This is a genomic window from Amycolatopsis sp. NPDC043885, assembly GCF_056435685.1.
The window spans coordinates 1-25,135 of sequence record NZ_JBWKEA010000012.1; the positions used below are offsets into that span (position 1 = coordinate 1).

Genomic DNA, 25,135 nt, shown 5'->3' on the forward strand with positions numbered 1-25,135 from the left:
GCGCTGCGGATGACGCGGCTCGTCGGCGGCACCGAGGTCGAGACGATCCGGTCCGATCAGCGCGGCGCCTACTGCGGCGCGACGCAGTTCTTCGTGCACCAGGAGACCGAACACACCTACGGCGCTTCGGTGCACGCGGTCAGCGACCTCACCTTCCTGACCTTGCCCGCGGCCGAGTTCGCCACCGAGTTCCGCCGCTGGTTCCCGATGGCGACGCATCTGCTGGAGGGCATGTACCTCGGCTGGCGCAACAGCGACACCGTGATCGGTTCGCGGCGGCGGCTGCTGGCGCTCGGCGAGCTTTCCGCCGGGTTGACCCATGAACTCAACAACCCGGCGGCCGCCGCCGTCCGCGCGACCGCGGCGCTGCGGGAGCGGGTCGCCGGGATGCGGCACAAGCTCGCGATGCTGGCGAAGAAGAACGTCGACCCGGCGCTGCTGGAGCAGTTACTGGACATCCAGGAACAGCTGGTCAAACAGGTCGCCTCGGCCCCGAAGCTGACCGCGATGCAGCAGGCCGACCGCGAGGACGAGATCGGCGACTGGTTCGACGGCCACGGCATCGACCAGGGCTGGGACCTCGCCGACATCTACGTCCGCGCCGGGCTGACCGTGCCGGATCTGGACCGGCTGCTCGACTCGGTCGGGGAGACCTTCCTCGACGGCGCGGTCCGCTGGCTGGCGTACGCGCTCGAGACCGAGATGCTGATGGGCGAGATCGAGGATTCGACGACCCGGATCTCGGTGCTGGTCGGCAAGGCCAAGCAGTACTCCCAGATGGACCGTGCCCCGCACCAGTGGATCGACGTCCACGAAGGACTCGACTCGACCCTCGTCATGCTCGCCGGGAAGATCGGGCCGGGGATCCGGGTCGTGAAGGAGTACGACCACGCGGTGCCGAGGATCCCGGCATACGCGGGCGAACTGAACCAGGTGTGGACGAACATCATCGACAACGCGCTCGGCGCCATGGGGCCCGACGGCACGCTGATCCTGCGGACGTCCAGAGTGGACGATCACGTACACGTCGAGATCGGCGACACCGGGCCCGGTATCCCGGCGGAGGTGCGGCAGCGGATCTTCGAGCCGTTCTTCACCACCAAGCCGGTGGGACAGGGGACCGGGCTCGGCCTGGACATCTCCTGGCGCATCGTCGTCGAACGGCATCAGGGTGATCTCCGGGTCGACTCGGCGCCCGGCGACACCCGCTTCACCGTGTGCCTGCCGGTCTCGGAGCAGTCCGTGATCTGATTTTCCTTCTACCCCAACGGTTCGCCAGGAACTGACGACTTCTTTCGTTCATCGATCGTTCACTTCGAAATGGCTCACTCGCGCGTCAAAAGAGTCGAACGGGCTGAAAGATCGAGCTGGTGAACGAGGGGGTGGGCCGGTGAAACGCCGTCTGTCGATCGGCCTGGCAGTGGTGCTGCTGCTGGCCGTGGTCGCCGTGATCGTCTGGGGCCGGGACGGTGACGAGAACACCGCGCGGGGGGCCGAGCTGACCACGGTGCGCGGCGTCATCGGATCGGAGAAACTGGCCTTCTTCTCCGATCGGCGGGTGGCGGAAGCGTTCGCCAAGCACGGGCTGAAGGTCGAGGCCGACACCGCCGGTTCGCGGCAGATCGCGAGTATGGACCTCGGGAAGTACGAGTTCGCGTTCCCGTCCTCGTCACCGGCCGCGCAGCGGATCCAGCGCGACCACAAGGTGACCGGCGTGCACACGCCGTTCCAGTCGCCGATGGCGGTCGCGACCTTCGAGCCGATCGTGAACCTCCTGAGCGCCAACGGGATCGTGCGCAAGGGCGCCGGCGAGTATCAGGTGCTCGACATCGCGAAGTACCTCGAACTGGCGCAGAAGAGCACGCGCTGGGACCAGCTTCCCGGCAACACCGCCTTCCCGGCCCGCAAGAACGTGCTGCTCACGACCACGGACCCGCGCGAATCGAACTCGGCGGCGATGTACCTGTCGATCGTCTCCTTCGTCGCCAACGGGAACAACGTGGTCAGCACGCCGGAGGCCGAGGCGAAGGTGCTGCCCGCGGTGTCGAAGCTGTTCATCGACCAGGGCTACACGCAGAACAGCACCGAAGGCCCGTTCGAGGACTACCTCGCGGCGGGGATGGGCAAGACGCCGATGGCGCTGATCTACGAGTCGCAGTTCGTCGACAGGCTGGTCCGTGCCGACGGTTCGATCCGGCCGGATATGCGCCTGCTCTACACGGCGCCGACGGTGTACTCGAAGCACACGCTGGTCCCGTTGAAGCCGAACGGCGACCAGGTGGGCAGGCTGCTGGCGACCGACCCGGAACTGGGGAAACTCGCCGCCACCTTCGGCTTCCGCACCGGGGATCCGCGCTTGTTCGCCGACGTCGTCGCCGCGGCCAAGGCGCCGGTGCCCGCGGATCTGGTGGACGCCGTCGAGCCGCCGTCGTTCGAAACGCTGGAGCGTCTGCTCGACGCCGTGAAGAAGCAGTACTGATGGACGATTTCACGCTCACTCCACCCGAACCGGTGGAGGCGATCCCGGCCGAGCGGGCAGCGGGCCTGGTCACCCTCGCGCCGGAGGTCCACGCGGAGGTCGCGAAGCGCGCCGAAGACTTCGCCCGCCGCCTCGAAGCGCTCGACGTCCGATCGCCGGAGTTCACCCGGGTCCTGGACGAACTGCTCGCGGTCGGCGAGTCCGACATGCGGGCGGCCGCGACCGTCGCCGGCGCGCTGCTGGACCGCTCGACGCGGGCGCTGGCGGAAATCGGCTCACCGCAACAGCAGGCAGCGGTCAGCTTGGCCGGGCTCCGGCGGACAGTGGCGGAGATCGATCCGGCGAAACTGCCGATCACCGGCCGCAAACTGATGGGGATGATCCCGGTCGCGGGCAGCGCGAAGAAGACGCTGGACCGCTACCGCGCCGCCAACGAGCCGGTGAACGCGCTGGTACTGGAGCTGCGTGCGCGGCAGGACGTCCTGCGGCGGGACAACGCCGCGCTCAAGGGCGAGCGCGAGCGGTTGTGGGCGACGCTCGGCAAGTTGTCGGAAGCGGCCGCGTTCGCCGAAGCCGTCGACATCGCGGTCGAACGCCAGGCCGGGATCTTCGACTTCACCGACCCCGCGCGAGCCAAGTCGCTGCGGGCCGACGCGCTGCATCCGATCCGGCAGCGGCGCCAGGACCTGCTGACCCAGCTCGCGGTCAGCGCGCAGGGCTATCTGGCGCTGGATCTGGTGCGGCGCAACAACGACGAGCTGATCCGCGGGATCGAGCGGGCGGTGTCGACCACGGTCGCGGCGCTACGGGTCGCGCTTTTGGTGAGCGGGGCACTCGCCGGTCAGCGGGACGTCCTCGACGAGGTCCAGGCCGTGCAGGCCACCACCGACGGGCTGCTCAGGGCCAACGCGGAGATGCTGGAACTGCGCAGCGCCGAGATCCAGCGAGCGGGCAGTGATCCCGCGGTGGCGGTGGAGACGATCCGCGAGTCGTTCGAGCGGATCTACCGGAGCATCGACGCGATCGACGAGTTCAAGGCGGGGGCCGTCTCGACGATGGCGGCGACCGTGGAGGCGCTGTCGGGGGAGATCCGGCGGGCCGAAGACCATTTGCGCCGCTCTCACGAGACGGCGACGGCCGAGGGGGCATCGTGAAACGCTGGGCGGTCTTGGCGGTCAGCGCGGTTTGCGCGCTGTCACTGGTTTCGTGCGATTCGAGCGAAGGCGGGACGCAGAACCTGGGGGAGGCCGAGCCGGGCACGTTGCGGGTGCTCGCGGGCAGCGAACTGGCCGACCTGCGGCCGCTGCTGGAACAGGAGGCGGCCGCGACCGGGGTCAAGGTGAAGTTCCAGTTCACCGGCACGCTGGAGGGCACCGAATCGCTCGCGAACGGCAAGGTGGACGGCCAGTACGACGCCGTCTGGTTCTCGTCGAACCGCTACCCGGCGGCGGTTCCGGAGGCCGCGAAACGGCTGGGTGAGCAGGTGAAGATCATGAGCTCGCCGGTGGTCCTCGGTCTGTCGGCGTCGTCGGCGCAGCGGCTCGGCTGGACCGGACGGCCGGTGGGCTGGGGCGAGATCGCCGAGCAGGCCGGGAAGAAGGCCTTCACCTACGGCATGACCGATCCGTCGGCGTCGAACTCCGGTTTCTCGGCGCTCGTCGGGGTGGCGTCGGCGCTCGCGGGGGCGGGCAACGCGGTCGACGCGCGGCAGATCGCTTCCGTCACCCCGAAACTGACCGAGTTCTTCAGCGCGCAGGCGATGTCCGCGGGCTCGTCCGGCTGGCTTTCCGAGGCCTACCGACGACGGGCGACCGGCGAAGATCCCGGCAAGAAGGTCGACGGCCTGATCAACTACGAGTCCGTCCTGCTCTCGATGAACGCGAGCGGGAAGCTTCCCGAACCACTGACGCTGGTGTACCCGTCCGACGGCGTGGTCACCGCGGACTACCCGCTGACGTTGGTGCGGAGCGCGAATCCCGACGCGCGGGACGCGCACCGCAAGCTGGCCGAGCGGCTGCGGACGCCGGACACCCAGCGCAAGATCGTGGAGACCACGCAGCGCCGTCCGGTCGTGCCGGGTGTCCAGCTGGGGCAGCAGTTCGCGCGGAAGGACCTCGTCGAGCTGCCGTTCCCGGCGACGCAGCAAGCGGTCGACGCGTTGCTGGGCGCCTACTTCGACAAGATCCGGCGGCCGTCGCGGACGCTGTACGTGCTCGACACCTCCGGCTCCATGGCGGGCGACCGGATCGAATCACTGCGCACCGCGCTGATCGGGCTGACCGGCGCCGACGGTTCGCTGACCGGCCGGTACCGCCGGTTCCGCAGCCGTGAAGAGGTCACGATGCTGCCGTTCGACACCGTGCCCGGCAGCCCGGAGACGTTCACCGTCCCGGAAGGCGATCCACAACCCGCGCTGGACAAGATCAAGCGATTCGCCGAGGGCCTCGACGCGAACGGCGGTACGGCGATCTACGACAGCCTCCACCGCGCGTACGACATCATGGGACCTTTGGTCGCGCGCGACCCCGATCGGTTCACCTCGATCGTGCTGATGACCGACGGGCAGAACGCGAACGGCGCCAAGTTCTCGGACTTCCAGCTGAGGTTCCCGTCGCTGCCGGAGGCCGTGCGGCAGATCCCGGTGTTCACCGTGATCTTCGGCGAGGGTGACTCCACCGAACTCGGCGAGGTCGCGAAACGGACCGGTGGCAACGTGTTCGATGCGCGAGGCGACGTCCTGCCCAAGGTGTTCCAGGAAATCCGCGGGTACCAGTGATCGGGTACCTCGGCTCCACGAAGAACCTGGCCGGCTGCGTCGGCGGGCTGATCGGGCTCGCGCTGTACCTGACCGGCGTCGTCGGCGGATTGTGGCCGCTCGTCGTCGCGGGGCTGTACGCGGTGTTCGCCCTCCTCGCGCCGCCAGAGCGGGTCCGGCTGGTCTCGGCGGACGCCGTCGCCGAGGCCGGGCAGCTGCGCGCTGACCTCGACTCGCTGGTAGGCAAGGTGACCGCGCGGGCGCAGCGAATGCCGGAGTCCTCTGTGGACGGTGTGCGGCGGATCGCCGAGGTGCTCGATGAACTGCTTTCGCGGCCGGAACGGTGGGCGGCCAACCCGGACGTCCAGCACGCCGTCACCCGGTTGGCGCGAACCGATCTGCCGCTGTCGGTGGAGACCTACCTGAATCTGCCGTGGTGGTTCGCCGCCAAACGCCGGGCCGGCAGTGAGCCGAGCGCGTCCGATGAACTCCTCACGCAACTGGAACTGCTGGAGACCGAAGCGCATCGCATCGCCGAGCGGTTCTACGCGGGCGACGTCCATCGGCAGGCCGACCACACGCGCTATCTGCGCGAGCGCGGCGAATCCGGCTGAGAGTCCCGATCATCGGCAAGCGAAAACACGTCTGCCGGTCGTTCTGCATGGGCATGCCGATCTTCCCGTGGTGAACTCGGGAAGCCGATCCGACCGTGGTCGGTTTCCGTTTTCCCCAGGGAGTTCAGACGTGCACAAGTACAGACTCGGGGCGGCCTTCCTGGCCGCTGTGGTGATGTGTCTCGCCGGCGGTGTCCCGGCGAACGCCGAGGAGCGCGGCGAGCACTGCGTCGCCGACACGGCGACCGGAGTGATCCGGTGCTTCGACAGCGTCGGAGATTCCCTCGCCGCGGCGTCGGCAGGCGAGGTCGGCGCGTCCGCGACGGTGATCAGCGTGCTCTACGAACACGGGAACTTCGGCGGCGCGAGCCTCACGGTCACTGGATCGCCGTGCGTCGAGGGGACCAACCAGAACCTCGGCTTCCTCGGTGCCTGGAACGACAAGATCTCCTCGTTCCAGACCTTCAACAACTGCTACATCACGATGTACGAGCACGCCGAATACCAGGGCGGCTCCCAGGAGTGGTACGCCAACGACAGCGGCAACTACGGGTCGAACATGAACGACAAGGGCAGCTCCGTGGTGTATTCGCGCGGGCCGTCCCGCGCCGAGCTGCTCAAGGACTGCGGCAACGCGACCAAGACCTGCAACGCCCACGTCGACCAGCGCGGTCAGGACTTCTACGGCAACTGGGGCCGGGTCGACACGGTGTTCAACTGCAGCGCCAACAAGATCACCCAGGTGATCGGCAAGCGGGACACCCGCAGCGGGAAGAACACGGTGTCGAACGAGATCAGCGTGAGCGCGGGCTTCAAGTTCCTCGTCGACTGGTCGGTCGCGTACAAGCGCACGTGGGGCCAGGAATGGGGCTGGGAGACCAGCGAGAGCGTCGAAACCCGGATCGAGGTCAACCCCGGCTACTGGGCGGGCCTGGACCGCTCACCGGTGATGCGGGTGGCCAGCGGCTCGTACGACATGTGGTACGACAAGCGCAGATGGGGCCACCACCAGTGGTACGTCTGGAACTTCAGCGGTGAGGGCCCGGCGCCCGGTGTCGTGGGCCAGACCCGGACCGTCGGCAAGAAGATGACTTCGGACGAGAAGAAGAAGGTGTGCGGGAAGTCGGCCGGTCTCGTACGGTCGTCCGCCGGAACGCAGGCGGAAAGCGCCGCCGCGACGTCGGTGCCCGCGGTGCGTGTCGCGGAGGGACCGCTGCACAGCTAGTTCGGCAGTGGTCACCATGGTCGTGAGTGGTGATTCGGATTCTTGAGGGGTGAAGGCAGATGTGGCAGATTGCGAAAGCCACTTTCGCAACGTCTGAAAGCGGCTTTCGCAACGTCAGCTGAAGTGGCCGGCCCAGGTGGTGGTGAAGGCCTCCTTGCCTACCCTGAAGGTAGGGAAGGAGGCCTTCGCTACGCCTCCGACGGGGTCACGAGCGGATCGCCCACCGCACCCGCCACGTTTGCCTTACCCCTCAATAGAACCCGAATCGTCATTCACGACCAGCCGTCAGCGGCCGCCGAGTCCCGGCAGGGTCAGCGTGGCCACCGCCGTCGTCACCCAGCCCAGCAGATCGCCGAGCGGGATGGTGGACAGCTTTTCCGGCCATTCCTCCGCCAGCGCGTGCAGAACAAGGTGACCGTCGTGCGCCTCGACCGCGATGAGCCGGATCCCTTGCGGAAGTTCGGGCAGTGGCAGGACGATCGGCTTGAGGCGGGACGGCGGGCCGAACCGTCGGCGTCCGATGTGGACGGACATCGGCCGGAGGACGACGGCGTCGTCCTCCACAGTGGACTCCAGGGCGAGATGTCCCCAGCGGGGCCGCTTTTCCCAGCGGACGTGGAAATGCCCGTCCTCGCCGGGGGTCACGATGATGCCCGGCCGGACCTCGGCGACGCGCGCCTGGAGAACTTCCGGTGACACCCGGATCGCCATCTTCACCTGCTCGGGGATGGCGGCCGGGGACGGGAGCGAGCGGAGACGGACGTTCGACGCCAGCACGGTGATGCGTTCGAGCGGCGTCTCCGGCCAGTCGACGTCCTCGACGACGATGCGGACGTCGCCGATCCTGCCGGTCGCGGCCAGGCTGAGGCTGTCGGCCTGGTAGTCGAGCCCGGTCAGGGTGAGCCCGACGTCGTGCTCGTCCACCTTGGCCGTCAGCCGCCGCCCGACCAGCTGTTCGGTGACGGTCTTCAGGATCGCGGCCGGGGTCACGGGCACATTGGGCAGCAGCGCCCGCCCGGCGGCGGCCAGGCCGAACAGCTCGGGAAGCGGGTTCAGGTCGAACCATCTGCCGTCGCTCATCCGTCCAGTGTCGCCGAACGGGACGCCGATCGCCGCCGCAGGGGGTCAGCGGGCCGCGAAACGGGCGATCACACCCGCCAGGATCACCCAGAACGCGGCGGCCAGACCGTAGTCGAGGATGACCGCGAGATTCGGGTCACTCACCGGGAAGAGTCCCGGCCAGAACAACGCCAGCGGTTTGGCCAGTGCCTGGATGAAGATGAAGAAACCGTTGCCCGCGTTGGCTCCCGCGAGCACCATCACCATGTACAGCAACTCGATGAAAGCGAACACCGCGCCGATGCCGGTGATGACCCGCACGGCGGTGTTGCTCCTGCTGGTGGTTCGCCATCTGGACATACCGGAAATGTTCCCGGGCTCCGTCGTGGCAAACGCTTCAGGTGCCAAGTTGCGCCGATCGGCCGTACCTCGCCCACTCCTCGGAGGCGTCCGGTGACGGAACGCCGTCTCGCTGATATCGATTATCATTGTCACTGTGACTCTTGGGGATTGGAACGACCGCTGGGAACGCCTCATGGCGAAGTACCAGCCAGGACGCGAGCGGGCGATCGAGCGGATGATCGACCTGGTCGCGTCGCGCTGTGACGGTCCGGCGCCGCGGGTGCTGGACGTGGGTGGCGGCACGGGCACGCTCTGTGCTCGTCTGCTCGAGCGCCTTCCCGGGGCGGAGGTCACGCTGGTCGATCTGGATCCGGTGATGCTGACGATCGCCGGTGCGTCCCTGCCGTCCTCGGTGGAGGTGGTCCGGGCCGACTTGCGTGACCCGGACTGGGCCACGCACCTGCCGGATGGCGGCTACGACGCCGTTCTGGCGGTCATGGCGTTGCATTACCTGCCGCCCGGGCGGCTGACCGAGTTGTACGCCGAGCTCGCCGGGCTCGTGCGGCCGGGCGGGTTCGTGGCCACTGTGGACGACATGCCGGACGTGGAGGTCGCGGCGTCCCCGAGCGACGGCGGCGAGAATCCCTGGGGTGCTTGGTGGGAGCAGGCCGCGGTGGATCCGGTGCTCGGTCCCGCGGTGGTGGAACGGGCCCGGTTGTTCGGCGATTCGCCTTCGGCCGAATGGCATCCTCCGGTCGCGTGGCACCTGCGCGCCTTGGGAGCCGGGCCGGTCGAGGAACCCGTCGTGGCTTGGCGAACCGGTATTCAAGCCGCCGTGGTGGCCGTCAGGCCTCGCTGAACGGCGCCGTGCTCTCCCGGCCGCTTCAGGCGTCCAGAGGCGTGCCGCGCCACTGCCAGCCGGCGCGGGAGGGCCGCCCGGGGAGGCTCGCCCGATCGGTCGCCCACAGCAACGCCGTCCATGGATCGACGCCGGCGGCGTCCACCTCGGGGAACATCCGCGCGAGCACTCGCGAACAGACGTCGCGCGGGGGATCGAGGGTGACGTCGAGTCCTCTGGCCATGTCCTCGCCGTGGACCAGGACCTCGACACAGCCCATTCCGGCGAAACCCTCGAGGTCGGCGCGGCCGCTCGGGTGGTACGCGCGGACGTCCGGGGCCACCGTGCGGAGGGTGGCGCTCAGGATGCCGCCGCCTACCGTGACGAATTCCAGCATCTCCGACGGAGTCGCGGCCCGGTCGGCGACGGCTTCGAAGCAGACGAAACGCGGCGTCGACGGCCGGGCGATCAGCAGTCCCGCGTAGGAGATGAGGCAGTCGCCGAGATGCTCGGCCGTGCGCCAGGCGTTGAGTTCGCCGGTGCCCGGCGCGGCCGGCCAGTCACGGCCCGACGCCTCGCACAGGCTGTCCGTCACGCTCGCGATCGCCGCGTCGAGGTCGTCGGGGGTGACTGTCATCGTGGCATCAGCTCAAAGGTGTCGGGAACGCGACCGGACCGCGGCGGCCGTTCTTACCGACCGCGCGCACACCGAAGAACACGTTGTCCTTCGACAGATCCACTTTAGCCTCGGTCCTGTCGCCGACCTTGATCGCGTGCGTCCAGTCGGCCGCCGTCGTCTCCCGCCAGACGACCTCGTAACCGGCGAGATCCGGGTCCGTCCCGCGCCGCCACACCAAATCCGTGTCGTTCGTAAGCTGGTTCGTCCGGATTCGGACGTCTTCGGGGGTGCCCGGCGCGGTCGCCAGCGACCACATCGTCGCGGCGTTGACCCGCGCGACCCTGGCGATGAACGGGAAGTCGCAGAACTCCGGCAAATCGCCGAACCGCTTGCCGTTCTCCACCCGGACGTCCTGGTGCTGGTGCGCGTAGTCCTCGTGCGGTTCGGTGAACCGCGCGGCCGGATATCCCTGCTCGAGGAACGGGATGTGGTCGCCACCCCGGAGGTAGCGGTCTCGCCGGTGGATCACCCGCACGGTCATACCGGTCGCCTCGTTCTCCGCGACCGACCGCACGAACCGCGCCAGCTGGCGGGAGGGCGAATCGTTCTCCCCGCCGACCGCGCGCCGGATGTCGGCCTGTGCCGGGGTCTCCGACGTCGGCACGCCCTCGGCGAACAACCGGATCGTGCGCGGATCCCTCGTGCCGTCGTCCGCCCGGCTCGAACCGACGATGTCGTTGGTGAACATCGCCTGCACGTTCGTGCCCGCCGCCTTGTACAGCGTGGCCATGTGCCGCGCGCCGAACAGGCCTTGCTCCTCGCCCGCGACCGCCGCGAACACGATGGTCGCCGCCGGGCGGCGAGTGGCGAGCACCCGGGCGAGTTCCATCGCGACGGCCACTCCGGAAGCGTCGTCATCGGCGCCTGGAGCGTCCTTCGTCGCGTCGAGCGGATCCGAACACCGGGAGTCGTAGTGGCCCGACACGACGTAGACCCGTTCGGGGGTGGTGGAGCCGCGCAACGTGGCGACGACGTTGGTGATCGTGGTGGCCACCGGGATACGGGGCGGGGCGGGCTGCTGGAGATACGACTGCAGTTCAACCGTCATCCTGCCGCCCGACCGCTGTGCGGATTTCGTCATCTCCGCGAAGATCCAGTCGCGGGCGGCGCCGATTCCTCGGACGGGATCGGTCTGCGAGGACAACGTGTGCCGGGTTCCGAAGGCGGCGAGTCTGCGTACGGTGGCCTCGATGCGGTGTTCGTCCATTTCTCGGAGGATCGCCCGGAGTTCCGCGTCGGGGCGTTGCGGAGAGAGGCGTTCGCCTGGGCCTCGGACTTCTGGTTCTTCGGGGCCGGCTGGAACATCAGCGAGGGCAGGGGAAGACAGGGCAGTGGTCGACAGGGCGGTGGAAGACAGGGCGGCCGCCGAGAGTGCCGCCGAGGTGGACAGGAAAACTCGTCTGGACCTTTCCTCAACCATTCTCTTGTTCCTACGCGCCTTGTGGTCGGGCGTGCAGTCGGAACGCCACCGACGGCCCGGCTCGCCTGCTTGAATAACTGAGTGAGCGAGGACTATCCGAGACTGCTGGAAGACCGGGAAGTGCTGGTGGCGCGGGGCGCCGAGCGACGACAAGCGCGGCTGCGGGGCTGGCTGGACGGCTACGACGGGCCACGGCCGCTCTATCGGATCGAGCTGTTCCTCGACGGTGACCGGTATACGGCCACCGCCATGGACATGTTCGAGTCTCTTGTCCGGCTGCGTCGTCAGCTGGAGCCTGGGGGTTGGGCGATCGCCGTTCAAGGGGCCCGCCGCGATACGTACCCGAGCGGGATGTGCAGGGATATGGGCGGCGGTTCGCGGATCTACGTCATGCGGACCGGCCACAAGGCTTCGGAAGCCGACCTGGTCGCCACGCTGGCCGATGCCGAGCTCGACCGGATCGCAACTGTCGCGGAACAGGAGACCTGTCACGCCGAATGGCGGGAAGCGGCCACAGGCCGCCGACTCTGAGCGCACGTGACGTCGTCGGCTCACGCCGCTGGGCGGTGCAGGAAACCGGTACGAGCCAGTCGCCAGTACCTTGATCCCTCGGGTGATTCGCGACGATTGCTCTCCGGGCTCGATCGTCAAGTCACCGGTCGCGGCCCAGCCGGTCGGGGTGAAACCTCTGGAGGGTGACCCGCGGCCACACCTGGCCGTACTGATGGGACGCATCGATTCCAGCTCTCTTTCGAGGGACTTCCAGGTTCGGACTCCGTCCCAGTCTCGCTGGTCATCCATGTGCTGCTGGAAGAACTCCGCCTAGCTCGGCAAGAAGAACTGTGGCGGACCACCTTCGGCGGCATCGGCCGTCCGCTGAGGCCACACCGGATGGGAGCCGTGACATGACGGCGCGGGCGGCACGTCACAGCCGGGCGGGAAGAAGAAACCGGCCGTCGGCGAAGTGGTGGTGAAAGCTGACTGCAGACGGGAAGGACCCACATGTCAGAGGCGGGCACATGACAGCGGGAACGGGCGAGCAGGTGACCGATGCCGACCTGGCCGCCCGGTTGCCGCAGGACCCGGAACTGTTCACCGAAGTGCACGATCGCTACTTCGCGGCCATCTACCGGTATGTGGCCGGACGGCTGGACGCGCAGACCGCGGAGGACATCGCCGCGGAGACGTTCCTCGTCGCGTTCGACCGACGCGGCGCGTTCGACGCCGAACGCGGTGAGGTGCGGGTCTGGCTGTTCGGTATCGCCACGAATCTGGTGGCCAGGCACCGCCGCAGGGAGGCTCGCCACTATCGGGCGCTGGCACGGGTGAGCGTCGCACCGGCGGTCGAGGGGCACGAGAGCAGGGTGGTCGCGTCGGTGGCCGCCAGGCGGCTGCTTCCTCAGCTCGCGAACGCGCTGTCGCGGCTGTCCGCCGGGGAACGGGACGTGCTGCTGCTCGTGGCGCTCGGCCAGCTCGGGTACGAGGAAGTGGCCGCGGCGCTCGGTATCTCCTCCGGCACGGTCGGTTCCCGGCTCAACCGTGCACGCAAGAAGCTCAACTTCATCCTCACCCCGGAGGCACTCGATGAATGACCTGCAGACGCTGCGCGCCGCGCTGGCCCTGGACGAGCCGTCCCAGGACGTGGTCGACCGCAGCCGGCACCGGCTCCAGAACCGGATTCGCGGTGGCCGGACTTCCCGGCGGCGGACCGGATGGCTGGTCGCGGGAGCCGGACTCACGGCGGCCGCCGCGGCCGCCGTGGCGATCGCGGCCATGCCGGCCGCACCGGTCGACGGTCCGCCGGTGCGAACGGTCACTGGGCAGGAGATCCTGCTCGCGGCCGCCACCGCCGCTGAGCGTTCCCCTGAGGGGGCCGGCACGTACTGGCACGTGAAGATGACCGAGGCGGAGGGCTCCGCTGCTTCGAGTGGGTATGAGTACTGGATCAAGCCGGACGGTCAGTCGTGGATGCGGGGAGCGAAGACGGGAGGCAAGGTCACACCGGTGAAGGCGCTTTCGACCACCCCGTTCTCACTGGTCGCCGTCGATCTGACCCTCGAGCAGTTGCGTGCCCTGCCGACGGACCCGGGCGCGTTGAAGGCCTGGATCGCCGAGGCCCTCGAGCGCAGCGACGCCAGGACGAGCGCGGGTGAGCTCACCGCGAGCGACCGGGAACAAGCCGGCTTCCAGTCGTTGATCTCACTGGTGTCCACCCTGCCGGCCACGCCGGAGGTCCGGGCCACGGCCTTGCGCGTGATCGCCGAATATCCAGGTGTCGAAAACCTCGGCACGGTGCCGGGCGGGCTGGGACTGTTGCTGCCCACGGGCGAGCGGCTCGTCGTCGATCCGGCGACCGGACGGGTGAACGGGACGTCGGTCTTCGTCACCATGGACGGGGCGGTGTACAAGGTGGCCGACCCCGCCGGCGCCAGGATCGACGCCGAGTGGACCGACACCCTGCCCGAATAGCGGGCCGGTGGCCGGGGGCATGTCCCGCTCCCGGCCACTTGCGTGCGGTGGATGCGGGAAGTCCGGCGGTTCGAGCCCGAGCGGCGTTCAGGGCGTCCGCACTCCGCGGTGAACCAGCACGACGACCGCACTGGGCGTTCGGCGCGGTCCTCACGGTCAGAGGCAATGATGGGTCGTTCCCGGCCGGCCCTGACCTGGAAGTTGTTACGCCCCTTCAGAACCGGGGTCGCCGCCTCGGTCCCAGAGCGCGTAGAACGTAGCTCGGGAAACAGGTGTGAGGCCGGGGTCGAGTGCCTGGTCGGTGAGCCCGCCGGTGTCGTCCTCGATGTTCCGCCACCAGTAGCGGTGAACAGCCCCGGAAGAATCCTGCTCGATCTGCTTGATGGCCACGGTCTCGTGGTCGACCGCGATCGCCTCCCACAGCCAGCGGGCTCCTTCGTCGACCAAGCCTTCGTGGTCCACGTACTCGTAGTACTGGCGAGGCTCGGAACCCTCGTCCAACGCCCGGTACCACGCGACGCTCGCCCGGAACGCGGATTCGGTCTCCGGTGGCCAGTGTCGTTGTGCTGCCAGACGTCGGTAGTGCGTCTCCACGTCCGCCGGAAAGTCGGTCACGGCCAGAGTGTGCCGGTGTACCGAGCCGGGCGCATCCGGGCACGCGGGAGACCGCGCCGGCCTTCTTTGTCGCGCAAGCATTTCCCGACTGGATCGACGCGGTGCGGGGATCACCCGCCGTCTCCCGCCCCCTGAGCCTGCTCAAGGCCCCGGACATGTCCGTGGGACGGATCGGCCCTTGCTCATGCGCAGGATCAAAGCGACCGCGGCCTCCGAGTGGCCTGCCGGAGTCAGGACCTCCTGGAGGAGAAGGCCACGCATCGCGGCAATGGTGACGGTGGCCAAAGTCAGCGCTTCCTCGGCGTCGAGTCCTTCGCGTTCCGCGAGCGAGGCCAGCATCTTGGTCAGGTCGTCGAGCGAGTCGATGAACTCGCGAAAGTCCTCTGGGCTGTACGCGGCCAGACCTACGACGTGGAAGAAGCCGCGGACACGCGACAGCTGCTCCGGACGGGTGTAGGCCCGCCAGGTCGCCACGACGAAGTCGTCGAAGGTGCCCCGCTGGGCGGCCTCGAAAAGCACCTCGTTGTCACGAGATCGCTGCGCCTTGAGCATGGCTGCCAACACGCCCGGGAGCGACCCGAAGTGGTATCGCAAGAGGGCGTGGCTGGTCCCGGCCCTGGCGGCGATCTCACGGAGCGACACCTCCGGCGCGGGAAGCGCCTCGTCGAAGGCGTCGAGAAGCCGAGCCAGGAGACGCTCGCGTGCGTCGCCCTTGCGTTCCGCGCTTGACAAGATCACTCCCACAGTTTATCCATTGGAAAAGAAGCGCTGACGGTGCCGTGTCGCGTCACACATGGTCGCAGCCGGCTCGCAACGGCGGAGGGAACGACTCGTGGGACGGGTTCAGGTGGTCGGCGCGGCGGTCCTCGACGGATCGGGTCGCGACCCAGCCGACGCCGACGTCAGCATTGAAGACGGTCATATCGCCCACGTCGGTGCCTCCGGCGCACACGGCGAGCGCCTGGACGCCGGAGGCCTGACGATGACGCCCGGCCTGATCGACGCTCACGTCCACTTGGGCTTGTCGAGCCCGATCCAGCCGCAGTTCTCGTTTCGGATGAGCGCCGCCGAGCTCGCGGCGGACATCTTCGCGACGGCCGGCGCGGCGCTCGATTCCGGGTTCACCACCGTTCGGGACACCGGCGGGATCGACGGCGGCCTCGTCACCACGATCGCCAAGGGCAAGGTCAGGGGGCCACGCGTCCTGTCCTGCGGACCGGTTCAGTGCCAGATCGGTGGGCACGGCTACTACGGAGCCGACTGGGAACCCACCGAGCTGTGGAGCAGCCATCACGTTCCGGGTCTGTGCGCCCTGTCCATGATGTCGGGCAACGCGGACGAGCTGCGGCACAACGTGCGCGAAGCGTTCCGTCGCGGAGCCTCCTTCCTGAAACTCTGCGTGACCGGCGGCGTGGTCGGAGCGCACGACCGGCTGACCGACACCCAGTTCACCGTCGAGGAGATCGCCGTCGCCGTCCAGGAAGCCGCGGCGCGGGGCACCTACGTGACCGTTCACGCCCACAACAACGACGGCATCCGGAACGCGGTCGAGGCCGGGGTGCGCTGTGTCGAACACGGCACCGACCTCGACGAGTCCACGGCCACCCTGATGGCCACTCGCGAGGTCGCCCTCGTGCCCACGTTCGCCGTCGTCGAGCAACTGCTGCACGACACCGCTGGCGCCGGCCTCGACGAATCGACCCGCGATCGTGTGCTGGGTGTTCGCGAGCGGATGACCGAGGCGCTCGCTGTCGCCAAGGAGGCCGGAGTGCGGATCGGGCTCGGTTCCGATCTCATCGGTCCGGCTCAGCACCGTCGAGGTGAGGAGCTCAGGCTGCGCGCAAAGCTCGAAACACCGATGGAAGCTCTCGTGGCGGCCACCAAGACCAACGCCGAGATCCTCGGACTGTCCGGCCAAGTCGGTGTCATCGCGCCCGGCGCGCAGGCAGACCTCGTGTTGTGGAACGGCAACCCGGTCGAAGACCCGGAGCTGTTCGCTGATCCCGCCAATGCCGTCCTCGTTCTCAAGGCCGGCCGAGTCGTGAAGGACCTTCGATGAGCACTATGTGGCACGGCTGTCTCGCCGGCACCGACTACTTCGAGATGCGCTCCAGCGGTGGGCACGACTACGGCGTCTGGGTCACCACACCACCGGGCTACGACCCCGCCACGACGCAAGCGCCTGCCGTGTATGTGCTCGACGGCAACTGGGCCGTGGGCATGACGGCTCCGCTCATCGTCACCCAGGCGGACCCCATGCAACGGATACAGCCCTACATCCAAGTCAGCGTCGGCTACGCAGGCGAGGAAGCACAGCACTGGGATCGGCTGCGCAACAGGGACCTCGTGCCACCCGGCGAGCCGATCGCCAAGGAGCTCATCGATGCCGTGGAGATGGGAGTTCGAGCGGGCGCGAGGACCCGGGAGGAATCCGATGCCTACCTCGCCGAACTGCGCGACACCCACGCCGATGCGTTCCTGGGCTTCCTCACCGCGGAACTGCACCCGCGGATCGAACGCGACTACGGCACAGCCACGAGCGGTCACGGGCTTTTCGGCTACTCCTACGGCGGCCTGTTCAGCCTCTACACCTGGCTCACCGGTTGCACGCTCTTCGAGAGCATCGGAGCGGGCAGCCCCGGCGTCGCCAGTGAAGACAGCCAGATCTTCGCCCAACTCCAAGAGCTGGGGGACAGGCACCATGCCACCCAGCTGCATGTGACCCTCAACGAGCGAGAGCTGCTCGGGGACCTGGCCATCTACCAAAACCTCACGAAGAACACGGCCACCGTCCTGCACCGCCTCTCCTCACGCGGCGGAGCGGTCACCAGCGCGGTCCTGCGCGAAACGCACGTGACCCGGCTGCAGGCTTCGTTCCTCAGCTACCTCAGGACCTGCCGTGCCCGGTAAGCGCCCGAGTGCCGACGTGGTCGTGATCGGGACAGGGGTGATCGGTTCGTCGATCGCCCTCGAGCTCGCCCGGTCGGGGTACCGGGTCATCGCGCTCGATCGGGCCGCGGGGGCCGGACAGGGGTCGACCTCGGCATCGAGTGCGATCGTCCGGTTCAATTTCTCCACCACCGCCGGGGTGGCGACGGCGTGGGAGGCGCATTTCGGCTGGCTCGACTGGGCAGGCCACCTCGGGCACGATGTCGGCGACCTCGCGATGTTCCGCAAGAGCGGGCTGGTCATGCTGGACGTCGAGGCGGCTCCGCGTACGTCGTGGCTTCCGTTGTTCGATGAGATCGGGGTTCCCTACGAGGAATGGGACAGCGCGACCTTGGCCGAGCGCGTTCCAGGTATCGACGCCGGCCGCTATTGGCCGCCGAAGCGGCTCGACGACGAGGAATTCTGGGAGGACGCGAAACACTCGCTCGGTGGCGTGTACACCCCGGACGCCGGTTATGTCTCGGACCCGGGCCTCGCCGCCGTGAACCTCGCCTCCGCGGCCTCGGCAGGCGGGGCGGAGTTCCGCTTCCGCAGCACGGTGACAGCGGTGGAGAAGGCAGGCGGGCGCGTGACGTCGGTGCGACTGTCGGACGGCACCCGGATTCCCTGTGCCGTCGTGGTCAACGCGGCCGGTCCGTGGTCGGGCGCGGTGAATCGCTTGGCAGGCGTGGGTTCCGACTTCACCGTCGGTGTGCGACCGATGAGGCAGGAGGTAGCGCACGTGCCGGTCCCGGAGGGCTATGGAGGGCCCGTGGTGGCGGACATGGATCTGGGCACCTACTTCCGCGGTGAAGGAGGCGAGGGCCTGCTCGTCGGCGGAACGGAACCGGAGTGTGATCCGATGCAGTGGACCGACGACCCGGACGCCGTCGACATCCACCCGACGGCCGCGGTCTTCGAGGCTCAGGTGACGCGAGCCGCGCGGCGGATGCCCGAGCTGGCGGTGCCCAACCGGGCGCGCGGCGTGGTGGGCGTCTACGACGTCGCCGACGATTGGACTCCGATCTACGACCGCACCGATCTCGAGGGCTTCTACCTCGCGATCGGAACGAGTGGCAACCAGTTCAAGAACGCGCCGGTCGTGGGGCAGCTGATGACGGAGCTGATCGACCAGGTGGAGAACGGCGCCGACCACGACGCGTCGCCCGTCCGGTTCCGGGCCCCGCGCACCGGCCTGGAGATCGACCTGGGTGCGTTCTCCCGTAAGCGCGACCGAAACGCCGCGAACTCGGGCACGGTGCTGGGCTGACCGTCACGGACCGGCGGCCGGGTCGTCGAAGCCGAGTGGCGGCATCGTCGCCGCGTCCTTGGCCCAGGTGTCGCGAAAACCCGGCTGGACCGCGAGATCGACCAGCTCGATCCGGGCCCCGATGCTGTCGAGCCGGTGGTAGGTGAAGGAACGACCGTACGGGCAGGAGTCGAACTCGATCGGCGCGCCTCGATCCGCCAGGCGCTGTTTGTCCGTCATGACGTCCTTGGACCAGTAGCCGATGTGGTCGAAGCGGGAACCGCCGGTCGCGTCCCACGGACTGCCGGCGGGTCCTTGGATCACCTCGAAGAACGGTGGCCCGTCGGTCGAGAACACGATTTCGTAGTCCCAATCCCCGAGGGTGCCCGCACGGACTGGACTCCAGGTCACACCGAGAGTGCGGGTGAGGTCCTCGGTCGCCTGTCCGATATCTCGGACGACGAAGCACAGGTGATAGAAGGCGTTCACCCGTCCTGTCTATCAACCCTCAGCGGACGAAGGGCGTTATCGTTGATCGATGTCGCACGCGGTCGTTCTCGGTGGGACCGGGCTGATCGGTCGCGCCACGGCACGCCGGTTGCTGGCCGCCGGTTGGGAGGTGACCGTTGTCGGCCGGGACTCCTCGCGCATGCCCGAGGACATCGCGGTCGCGGGCGGCCGGTTCGTCGCCGGGGACCGCGGCGAACCCGGCAGCCTCGCGGCGGCGCTCGGTGCGGGGGCGGATCTGGTGGTCGACTGTCTGTGCTTCACCGCCGCACACGCCCGTGATCTGCTGCCGCTGCTGGACGATGTGGGGTCCACGGTGATGATCTCCAGCAAAGCCGTGTACGTCGACTCGGCGGGCAACCACGTGAACTCGGCCGTCGCGCCGGTTTTCGACGGGCCGATCCGCGAGTCGCAGCCCACCATGGCCCCACGCGAGGAGGTCGACTACCGCACTCGCGACGGCTACGGCGCCAACAAGGTGGCCGCGGAACATGTCCTGCTCGACAGCGGATACCCGGTCACCCTTCTGCGACCGTCCAAAGTCCATGGAGAGGGGTCGGCCAAGCCCGGCGAATGGGTGTTCGTCAAACGCGTGGCCGACCGGCGCGAAGTCCTTCTCCTGTCCCGCGGTGGCCGCGGCGTCGACCACCCGAGTGCGGCCGGGAACATCGCCGCGCTGATCGAAACCGCCGCGGAAAGCCCGGGCAGGCGTGTCCTCAATGCCGCGGACCCGGACGCACCCGACGCCCTGGACATCTCGAGAACCGTCGCGAAACACCTCGGCCATCGGTGGGAGGAAGTGCTCCTCGACGACCACGCCCCCGCCGGACTCGGCCGGCACCCCTGGGACCGTCTGCCGGGTATCCGGCTGGACATGTCCGCGGCCGGGCGACTGGGCTACCGGCCGGTCGGCGACTACGCCGCCACCGTGACCGCCGAGCTGGACTGGCTGGGCTCCACCGATCGGCTCCCGGCAGGTTTCGACCACGACTATTTCGCGCCGATGTTCGACTACGCCGCGGAGGACGCCTACCTCGCGGAGCGATAGGCAGGCCCGAACCCGCCTCAGCCCTCGCCCGCGGGGAGCAACTCCCGCAGCATGGCCAGCAGCTCCCGCCGGTCTCCGGCGCCGAGTTTCCCCCGGATCCGCGCCATGTGGTGCTCCACGGTCTTCCCCGAGATGAACAGTTTGCTCCCGGCCTGCTTGTACGTCAGCCCGTCGACGACCAGCCGGGCGACCTCCAGCTCCCGTTCACTCAGCGCGCTCAGCCCGGTGGGCGCGGCGGGCTCCGGAGCGCGCCCTTGGAACTGCCGCGCCGCTTCGAGCAGCTGGACCATCGCTTTCCGGTCCGAGGTCCGGATCGCCGCCTGCCCGGCCAGCCGGGAAGCGTCCCAGCAGAGCCCGAGTTCGTGCAGTTCCGAAGAGGACGCGGTGATCGCCTCGGGATCGACGGTTCCGGTCAGGACGGCGAGCCAGCCGGTCGCGGCGGCGGCGAGTGCGGCCGGATAGCGGCCGCAGGACGCGAAGTCGTTGAGCGCGGCCAGATGTTCGCCCGCCGACGCGTGATCTTCGACGGTGATGGCGGCGTGAAGTTCATGCCAGCGCAGGGTGGCTGTCCACAGTGGAGGGTTGCCGAGCGCGTCGAGTACGGAGTGCGCCCGTTCCAGCTGGCCCGCCAGTTTGGCGCCCGCGCCGCCCCGAGCGGCCGCGATCGCGAGTTCTCCCAGTGGCAGCAACGAATACAGGTCCGGCTGCTGCCGCATCGAAGCCTGGTACGCCCGGTCCCAGGAGCGTTGCAGACCGGGAAGATCGCTCGCTCGCCGCGCCAGCCCCAACTGCAGGGTGGCGGCGAAAAGTTCGTCTCGTGCTTCGAGACCGTCCGGCGGCATCAGCGCCTCGGCGGCCGTCTTGAGGTCGCCCGCGGTCATCGCGACCCAGCCGAGCAGAAGCCGGTGCCGTTTCGCGAGCAGATCACCGCCGATCCGCCCGTCCACCGCGCGTCTCAGCACCGACTCGGCCAGCGCGAGTTCGCCGGAATGCAGGCCCACCAACGCCGCGAGGGCCGCCGGGCTGTCCGGGAGCGGCGCCGGCGCGCCCGCCGATTCCAGCATCGAGGCCGCGCCCAGCAGGGCCGACAGCGTCTCCGCGCCGCAGCCGGACACCGAATCGGTGACCGCCCGCGCCATCCGTGAAGCGGCGCCCGCGAACAGGGTCGGGACTTCGGGAGTCTCCAGCACGCCTCGGGCGGCTTCGAGATTTCCGGTGCCCAGCAACGCGATCGCGGCTAACGCCTTCGAGCCCGCCCGGCCGGACCATTGGTACAGCTCCGCGCTGTGCGCGAGTTCGCCGCGATGCGCCAGCACGGTCGCCGCCACTTCGGCGCCCGCGGCCCTGGCGTCCGTATCCGATGTGCTGCCGAGCATGCCGTCGCCGAGCCGGAGCGCGGTGTCGAGGTCACCGGCCAGCGCCGCGGCGTGCGCCCAGCCGACGGTGAGCGCCGCGCCGCGCCCACCGGCCTCGGACGCGGCTTCGTAGAACCGCGCCGCGAGTTTCGTGTCGTCGGACATCGCCTCACGGGCGGCCGCCTCGAAGGCCGCCGCCGCGCTCGCGCCCGAACTTCCGGTCCCCAGCAGGGAACGAGCGAGCTCCAGCACCGGAAGCCCGTCCCGCAGCTGGAGTTCAACCAGCCGCTGCAGCACCGTCAGCCGCCGCCCTGGCGACCCCCAGGTCCGGATGGCTTCGGCGGCGATCGGCAGCAGCACGTCGTCCTCGCCGAGCAGACCGGTCGCCCTGGCACTGTCGAAGACCTCGGGCAGCCCTTCGCGATCGCGGTTCAGCAACGCCGCCAGCAGATCGAGATTCCGGCCCGCGCCCGCCTCCGCCGCGATCAGGTAGCGGTGCACGTCGTCGTCCAGCTGCTCCAGCTCACCGCGGAAGTCCGCGAGCCTGCCGGTGACCGCGCGGAGCACGAATCCCGGGACACCGCCGGTCCTGGCGTGGACGTCTTCCGCCATGGCCACGTCACCTCCGGCGTGCTCGACGAGCCGCCGGACGTCGTCGACGCCGAACGCGCCCAACGCCACCGACCTGCCGAAGGAATCGGCGAGGACGCGCAGGGTCGTCGTCCGCGCCGCCGGCCGGAACGCCAGCACCACGGGTGCCGTGGTTTCTTCGGCCTGGGCCTTGATCTTCGCGATCTCGTCGTCGTCGAGCTGGTCGGCGTCGTCGACCAGCAGCGCTTCGACCCCCGCGTCCGCGTAGTGACGTCCGAGCTGGCCGAGCAGATGGGTCTTGCCGTGCCCGCCGGGGGCGACGACGGTGACCCGCACCGGGAGTTCCGGGGCGGTGGTCACCTCGTCGAGCAGGCGCCGGGCACCCGGATGGATGATGCCGGGCTTGTCGAGCAGTGCGTTCAACAGCGACCTTCGGGGGTGGACGGCGTGGCACCGGGGGTGGGCGGCGCGCACGAGCTCGAAGTGGTGGGAGGGGCTTCGGGACCCTTGTCCGCGGTGGCTTCTCGAGTGGTCAGGGTGAGCAGCAGGGTGGACGCGGCCAGCACCACGACCGCGGCTCCGGCGACGAGAGGCTTGCGCCGGCTGAGCAGTTTCGCCGCCCCGGTGCGTTCTGGCAAGGGGAAGGGGGTGATGTCCACCGGCGGCCGTTCGGGTCGCTCGGTGAGCTCTTCGGGCATGTCGACCCGGGGGAGCAGGGTGGTTTCGATGGTCGCGACGGCGTTCGATCCGGCCCCGCCGGGTTGAGGAACGTCACGTCGCGCGGCGATGTTGGCCGCCCCGGTCGCCACCGTCAGCACCGGGTCGCTCGACGCGAAGAGAGGGCACGGGGTCCGGCCGGGAACCGGCGGGGCTTCGCCGCAGAGCACGATGCCTGCCAGCGCTTGGGGCGGGATCCCGGCGCCGTGCGCGAGTTCGAAGACCTTGCCGACGGCCTCACCGGGCTCGACGCCTTCCACCGTTTTGACCGGCTGCCAGCCGTTCACCCCGGCGGCGGCGATCGTGACCACCGCGCCGTCCGGGCCGAATTCGCAGACACCGGCGGTGACGTCGCCGTGCGGGGCGAGATACGCGTGCAGGGCGGCGACAGGCGCCGCCACCAGCGCGGCACGGGGGAATCCGGCCTCGGCCAGCGCCCGGCGCAGCAGGTCCCGGCGGAACGAACCCCAGCCGACGGGGTGCGTGAGCACGATGTGGCGCGGTTTCTCGCCGAAGCGTTCGGCCGCTTGATCCACCGCGGCGTCCACGAGGACCGCGCTGAGGGATTCGGGCGGGAACCGTTCACCGCCGACGATCACGGGGACGTCGTCGCCGACCCGTTCGTGGAACCCGGTGAGCAGGCGGGCGGGCGCGGACCGGCCCGCCTCGACCGCGGCGTCCCCGGTGAGCAGGTAGCCGTCGTCGTCGAGGAACACCGCGGACGCCGCCGCCGGGCCGCGCGCGCCGAGCCACGACGGCTCGGGCACGCCCCAGCCGTCGCCGGAGTCCACGCAGGTGGCGGCGGTGGTGCGGGTCGAGGCGATATCGATGCCGAGGACGTAGGGCAACGAGCATCCTCCTTCGCTTGACCAGCCCCTAAGGACCAAATAGGGCCACTCACCTGAACGGCTTGACCCATCCGGGTGAGGGTTGGCATTAAACCCAACCGAGTGCGTCTCGGTTAAGCCCCTAACGCCCTAACGATGTCATACCGATCCCCTATTGGCTGAGTGAGCGACGACCAGGAGTGATCCCCGATGTGCCCAGTGGCACCGGCTCACTAACTTCGGTGACCTGCGCTCAGCCGTGCCCTCCGGCCGCTGTGCCAGCCCCATCGACCTAGACCTCCAGGAGAGTCCTTTCATGGGTTCCGTCCAGACCCTGCACGACTTCACGCTGAACCTGCTGAACGACACCGCGGCCCGCGCGGCGTTCGCCAACGACCCGCAGCAGGTGCTGGCCGACGCCGGCCTCGGTGACATCAACGCCGCCGACGTGCACGAGGTCGTCCCGCTGGTGCTCGACTTCGTCCCGGTCGGCACCGCCACCGACCTCACCGGGAGCACCGCGGCCACCGCCGACAACCTGGCGGGCTTCGGTGGCGTCACGAACGCCGTCAACGGCACCGACGGCGAGTGCGCCGACGGCGTCCAGGGCGCGATCGACCAGCTCACCGCGCTGACCGCCGGCCTGCCGGTCGCCGTCCCCGGTGCCGACGCCCTCCCGGGCCTGCCCGAGGCCGGTCTCCCGGGTGTCCCGGCGGTGCCGGGTCTGCCGGAGCTGGGCCTGCCCGCCGTCCCGGCCGTGCCCGCCGTGGGCGACCTGCCGGTCGACGTCCCGGGCCTGCCCGCCGTCCCGGCCGTCTCCGACGTGACCGACGTGTCGAACGCCGCCGCCGGCGTGACCGCCCTCGCGCAGAACACCGTCGGCAGCTTCGGCCTGACCGGTGACCTTTCGCGTGGCCTCGACGCCGCGTCCCTCGGCCAGGCCGGCGACATCGCCAACGGCGCCGTCGACACCGCGACCGGCCTGGTCCCCGAGGTCCCGGCCGTGGACGCCGTCCAGGTTCCGGCCGTCGACTCGGTGCCGGCCGTCGGCGACCTGAGCAGCGACCTGCCGCGCACCGACGGTGTCGCGGGCGGTGCGCCGGACTTCCTGTCCGAGGTGGGCGACCTGACCAGCACCATCGGTCACGTCGACGTCGCCGACGTCACCACCAAGGTGCACGACATCGCGAACAACTACGGTGACGTCGCCAACAACCACGGCGACGTGACCGGCGAGGTCGCGGGCAACGTGGCCAACGAGGTCGCCAACGTCGCGAACCACGCGGGCGTCACCGAGGTCCACGACACGGTTTCCGAGGTCACCAACACCATCGGCAACATCGGCGACGTCAACATCGGCACTGGCGACATCGCGTCGAACAACGACATCCACATCGGCTGATACGAACATCTTTCAG

Annotated in this window: 24 protein-coding genes and 1 pseudogene; 15 read left to right on the plus strand and 10 right to left on the minus strand. The window is 69.2% G+C overall.

Annotated elements, in window-relative coordinates; all coding sequences use genetic code 11:
* The 6 genes from AC069I_RS28835 to AC069I_RS28860 form a co-directional block, all read left to right on the plus strand.
* On the plus strand, positions 1–1,251 hold a 1,251-nt coding region (locus AC069I_RS28835), incomplete at its 5' end, for a sensor histidine kinase (protein ID WP_478230493.1).
* Between the two features lie 139 nt (positions 1,252–1,390).
* Positions 1,391–2,479, plus strand: coding sequence for a hypothetical protein (locus AC069I_RS28840; RefSeq protein ID WP_478230494.1), 1,089 nt, complete (start codon positions 1,391–1,393; stop codon positions 2,477–2,479).
* Complete coding sequence (locus AC069I_RS28845; RefSeq protein ID WP_478266820.1) at positions 2,479–3,633, plus strand: toxic anion resistance protein; 1,155 nt, start codon at positions 2,479–2,481, stop codon at positions 3,631–3,633. Before AC069I_RS28840 ends, AC069I_RS28845 begins: the two co-directional genes overlap by 1 nt.
* On the plus strand, positions 3,630–5,255 hold the full coding sequence (locus AC069I_RS28850) for a substrate-binding domain-containing protein (protein ID WP_478266821.1): 1,626 nt from the start codon (positions 3,630–3,632) through the stop codon (positions 5,253–5,255). Before AC069I_RS28845 ends, AC069I_RS28850 begins: the two co-directional genes overlap by 4 nt.
* Positions 5,252–5,848, plus strand: coding sequence for a hypothetical protein (locus tag AC069I_RS28855; RefSeq protein WP_478266822.1), 597 nt, complete (start codon positions 5,252–5,254; stop codon positions 5,846–5,848). Before AC069I_RS28850 ends, AC069I_RS28855 begins: the two co-directional genes overlap by 4 nt.
* 130 nt (positions 5,849–5,978) lie before the next feature.
* Positions 5,979–7,073, plus strand: coding sequence for a peptidase inhibitor family I36 protein (locus AC069I_RS28860; protein ID WP_478230498.1), 1,095 nt, complete (start codon positions 5,979–5,981; stop codon positions 7,071–7,073).
* A 285-nt stretch (positions 7,074–7,358) separates the two neighbouring features.
* On the opposite strand, the gene AC069I_RS28865 is transcribed toward AC069I_RS28860, so the two are convergent.
* Together AC069I_RS28865 and AC069I_RS28870 are read right to left on the minus strand one after the other, a co-directional pair.
* Positions 7,359–8,153: an LmeA family phospholipid-binding protein gene (locus AC069I_RS28865; RefSeq protein ID WP_478230499.1), complete on the minus strand. Its 795-nt coding sequence runs from the start codon at positions 8,151–8,153 to the stop codon at positions 7,359–7,361.
* A 45-nt stretch (positions 8,154–8,198) separates the two neighbouring features.
* A complete protein-coding gene (locus AC069I_RS28870; RefSeq protein ID WP_026467456.1) occupies positions 8,199–8,453 on the minus strand; it encodes a hypothetical protein in 255 nt (84 codons plus the stop codon).
* Positions 8,454–8,628: 175 nt separating this feature from the next.
* Between AC069I_RS28870 and AC069I_RS28875 the strand changes: the two genes are divergently transcribed.
* Positions 8,629–9,333 (plus strand): class I SAM-dependent methyltransferase, encoded by a 705-nt coding sequence (locus AC069I_RS28875; protein WP_478266823.1) that lies wholly within the window; start codon positions 8,629–8,631, stop codon positions 9,331–9,333.
* A 25-nt stretch (positions 9,334–9,358) separates the two neighbouring features.
* On the opposite strand, the gene AC069I_RS28880 is transcribed toward AC069I_RS28875, so the two are convergent.
* Positions 9,359–9,949 (minus strand): maleylpyruvate isomerase mycothiol-dependent enzyme family protein, encoded by a 591-nt coding sequence (locus AC069I_RS28880; RefSeq protein WP_478266824.1) that lies wholly within the window; start codon positions 9,947–9,949, stop codon positions 9,359–9,361.
* A 7-nt stretch (positions 9,950–9,956) separates the two neighbouring features.
* Positions 9,957–11,411 carry a M20/M25/M40 family metallo-hydrolase gene (locus tag AC069I_RS28885; protein WP_478266825.1) on the minus strand — a complete coding sequence of 485 codons (1,455 nt, stop codon included), beginning with the start codon at positions 11,409–11,411 and terminating at the stop codon, positions 9,957–9,959.
* Positions 11,412–11,492: 81 nt separating this feature from the next.
* Between AC069I_RS28885 and AC069I_RS28890 the strand changes: the two genes are divergently transcribed.
* Positions 11,493–11,942 carry a hypothetical protein gene (locus AC069I_RS28890; RefSeq protein ID WP_478230503.1) on the plus strand — a complete coding sequence of 150 codons (450 nt, stop codon included), beginning with the start codon at positions 11,493–11,495 and terminating at the stop codon, positions 11,940–11,942.
* Positions 11,943–12,020: 78 nt separating this feature from the next.
* Here AC069I_RS28890 and AC069I_RS28895 read toward each other — a convergent pair.
* Positions 12,021–12,221 (minus strand): annotated as a pseudogene (locus AC069I_RS28895) (DUF6228 family protein); the annotation flags it as partial.
* 209 nt (positions 12,222–12,430) lie between these two features.
* On the opposite strand from AC069I_RS28895, the gene AC069I_RS28900 reads away from it, so the two are divergent.
* Both AC069I_RS28900 and AC069I_RS28905 read left to right on the plus strand, forming a co-directional pair.
* Positions 12,431–13,003 (plus strand): RNA polymerase sigma factor, encoded by a 573-nt coding sequence (locus AC069I_RS28900; protein ID WP_478230504.1) that lies wholly within the window; start codon positions 12,431–12,433, stop codon positions 13,001–13,003.
* On the plus strand, positions 12,996–13,880 hold the full coding sequence (locus AC069I_RS28905) for a CU044_5270 family protein (protein WP_478266826.1): 885 nt from the start codon (positions 12,996–12,998) through the stop codon (positions 13,878–13,880). The genes AC069I_RS28900 and AC069I_RS28905 overlap by 8 nt, the downstream gene beginning before the upstream one ends.
* A 204-nt stretch (positions 13,881–14,084) precedes the next feature.
* Here AC069I_RS28905 and AC069I_RS28910 read toward each other — a convergent pair whose 3' ends face one another.
* Together AC069I_RS28910 and AC069I_RS28915 are read right to left on the minus strand one after the other, a co-directional pair.
* The gene (locus tag AC069I_RS28910; RefSeq protein WP_478266827.1) at positions 14,085–14,495 is read right to left on the minus strand and encodes a hypothetical protein; all 411 of its coding nucleotides are present in this window, start codon (positions 14,493–14,495) and stop codon (positions 14,085–14,087) included.
* Positions 14,496–14,636: 141 nt separating this feature from the next.
* Positions 14,637–15,233 carry a TetR/AcrR family transcriptional regulator gene (locus AC069I_RS28915; protein WP_478230507.1) on the minus strand — a complete coding sequence of 199 codons (597 nt, stop codon included), beginning with the start codon at positions 15,231–15,233 and terminating at the stop codon, positions 14,637–14,639.
* 94 nt (positions 15,234–15,327) lie between these two features.
* On the opposite strand from AC069I_RS28915, the gene AC069I_RS28920 reads away from it, so the two are divergent.
* From AC069I_RS28920 to AC069I_RS28930, 3 genes are read left to right on the plus strand one after another with little or no spacing between them, the layout of a single operon-like run.
* The gene (locus tag AC069I_RS28920) at positions 15,328–16,554 is read left to right on the plus strand and encodes a metal-dependent hydrolase family protein (protein ID WP_478266828.1); all 1,227 of its coding nucleotides are present in this window, start codon (positions 15,328–15,330) and stop codon (positions 16,552–16,554) included.
* Positions 16,551–17,405 carry an alpha/beta hydrolase gene (locus AC069I_RS28925; protein WP_478266829.1) on the plus strand — a complete coding sequence of 285 codons (855 nt, stop codon included), beginning with the start codon at positions 16,551–16,553 and terminating at the stop codon, positions 17,403–17,405. The genes AC069I_RS28920 and AC069I_RS28925 overlap by 4 nt, the downstream gene beginning before the upstream one ends.
* Positions 17,395–18,693 (plus strand): NAD(P)/FAD-dependent oxidoreductase, encoded by a 1,299-nt coding sequence (locus AC069I_RS28930; RefSeq protein ID WP_478230510.1) that lies wholly within the window; start codon positions 17,395–17,397, stop codon positions 18,691–18,693. The genes AC069I_RS28925 and AC069I_RS28930 overlap by 11 nt, the downstream gene beginning before the upstream one ends.
* A gap of 3 nt (positions 18,694–18,696) precedes the next feature.
* On the opposite strand, the gene AC069I_RS28935 is transcribed toward AC069I_RS28930, so the two are convergent.
* The gene (locus AC069I_RS28935; RefSeq protein ID WP_478230511.1) at positions 18,697–19,161 is read right to left on the minus strand and encodes a VOC family protein; all 465 of its coding nucleotides are present in this window, start codon (positions 19,159–19,161) and stop codon (positions 18,697–18,699) included.
* A 49-nt stretch (positions 19,162–19,210) separates the two neighbouring features.
* On the opposite strand from AC069I_RS28935, the gene AC069I_RS28940 reads away from it, so the two are divergent.
* Entirely contained in the window at positions 19,211–20,227 is a 1,017-nt protein-coding gene (locus tag AC069I_RS28940) for an NAD-dependent epimerase/dehydratase family protein (protein WP_478266830.1), read from the plus strand.
* A 17-nt stretch (positions 20,228–20,244) separates the two neighbouring features.
* Here AC069I_RS28940 and AC069I_RS28945 read toward each other — a convergent pair whose 3' ends face one another.
* Positions 20,245–22,596 (minus strand): helix-turn-helix transcriptional regulator, encoded by a 2,352-nt coding sequence (locus tag AC069I_RS28945; protein ID WP_478230513.1) that lies wholly within the window; start codon positions 22,594–22,596, stop codon positions 20,245–20,247.
* Complete coding sequence (locus AC069I_RS28950) at positions 22,593–23,738, minus strand: molecular chaperone DnaK (protein ID WP_478266831.1); 1,146 nt, start codon at positions 23,736–23,738, stop codon at positions 22,593–22,595. The genes AC069I_RS28945 and AC069I_RS28950 overlap by 4 nt, the downstream gene beginning before the upstream one ends.
* 295 nt (positions 23,739–24,033) lie before the next feature.
* Here AC069I_RS28950 and AC069I_RS28955 point away from each other — a divergent pair, with 295 nt between their 5' ends.
* Positions 24,034–25,119: an IniB N-terminal domain-containing protein gene (locus AC069I_RS28955; protein WP_478230515.1), complete on the plus strand. Its 1,086-nt coding sequence runs from the start codon at positions 24,034–24,036 to the stop codon at positions 25,117–25,119.
* Positions 25,120–25,135: the final 16 nt, after the last annotated feature.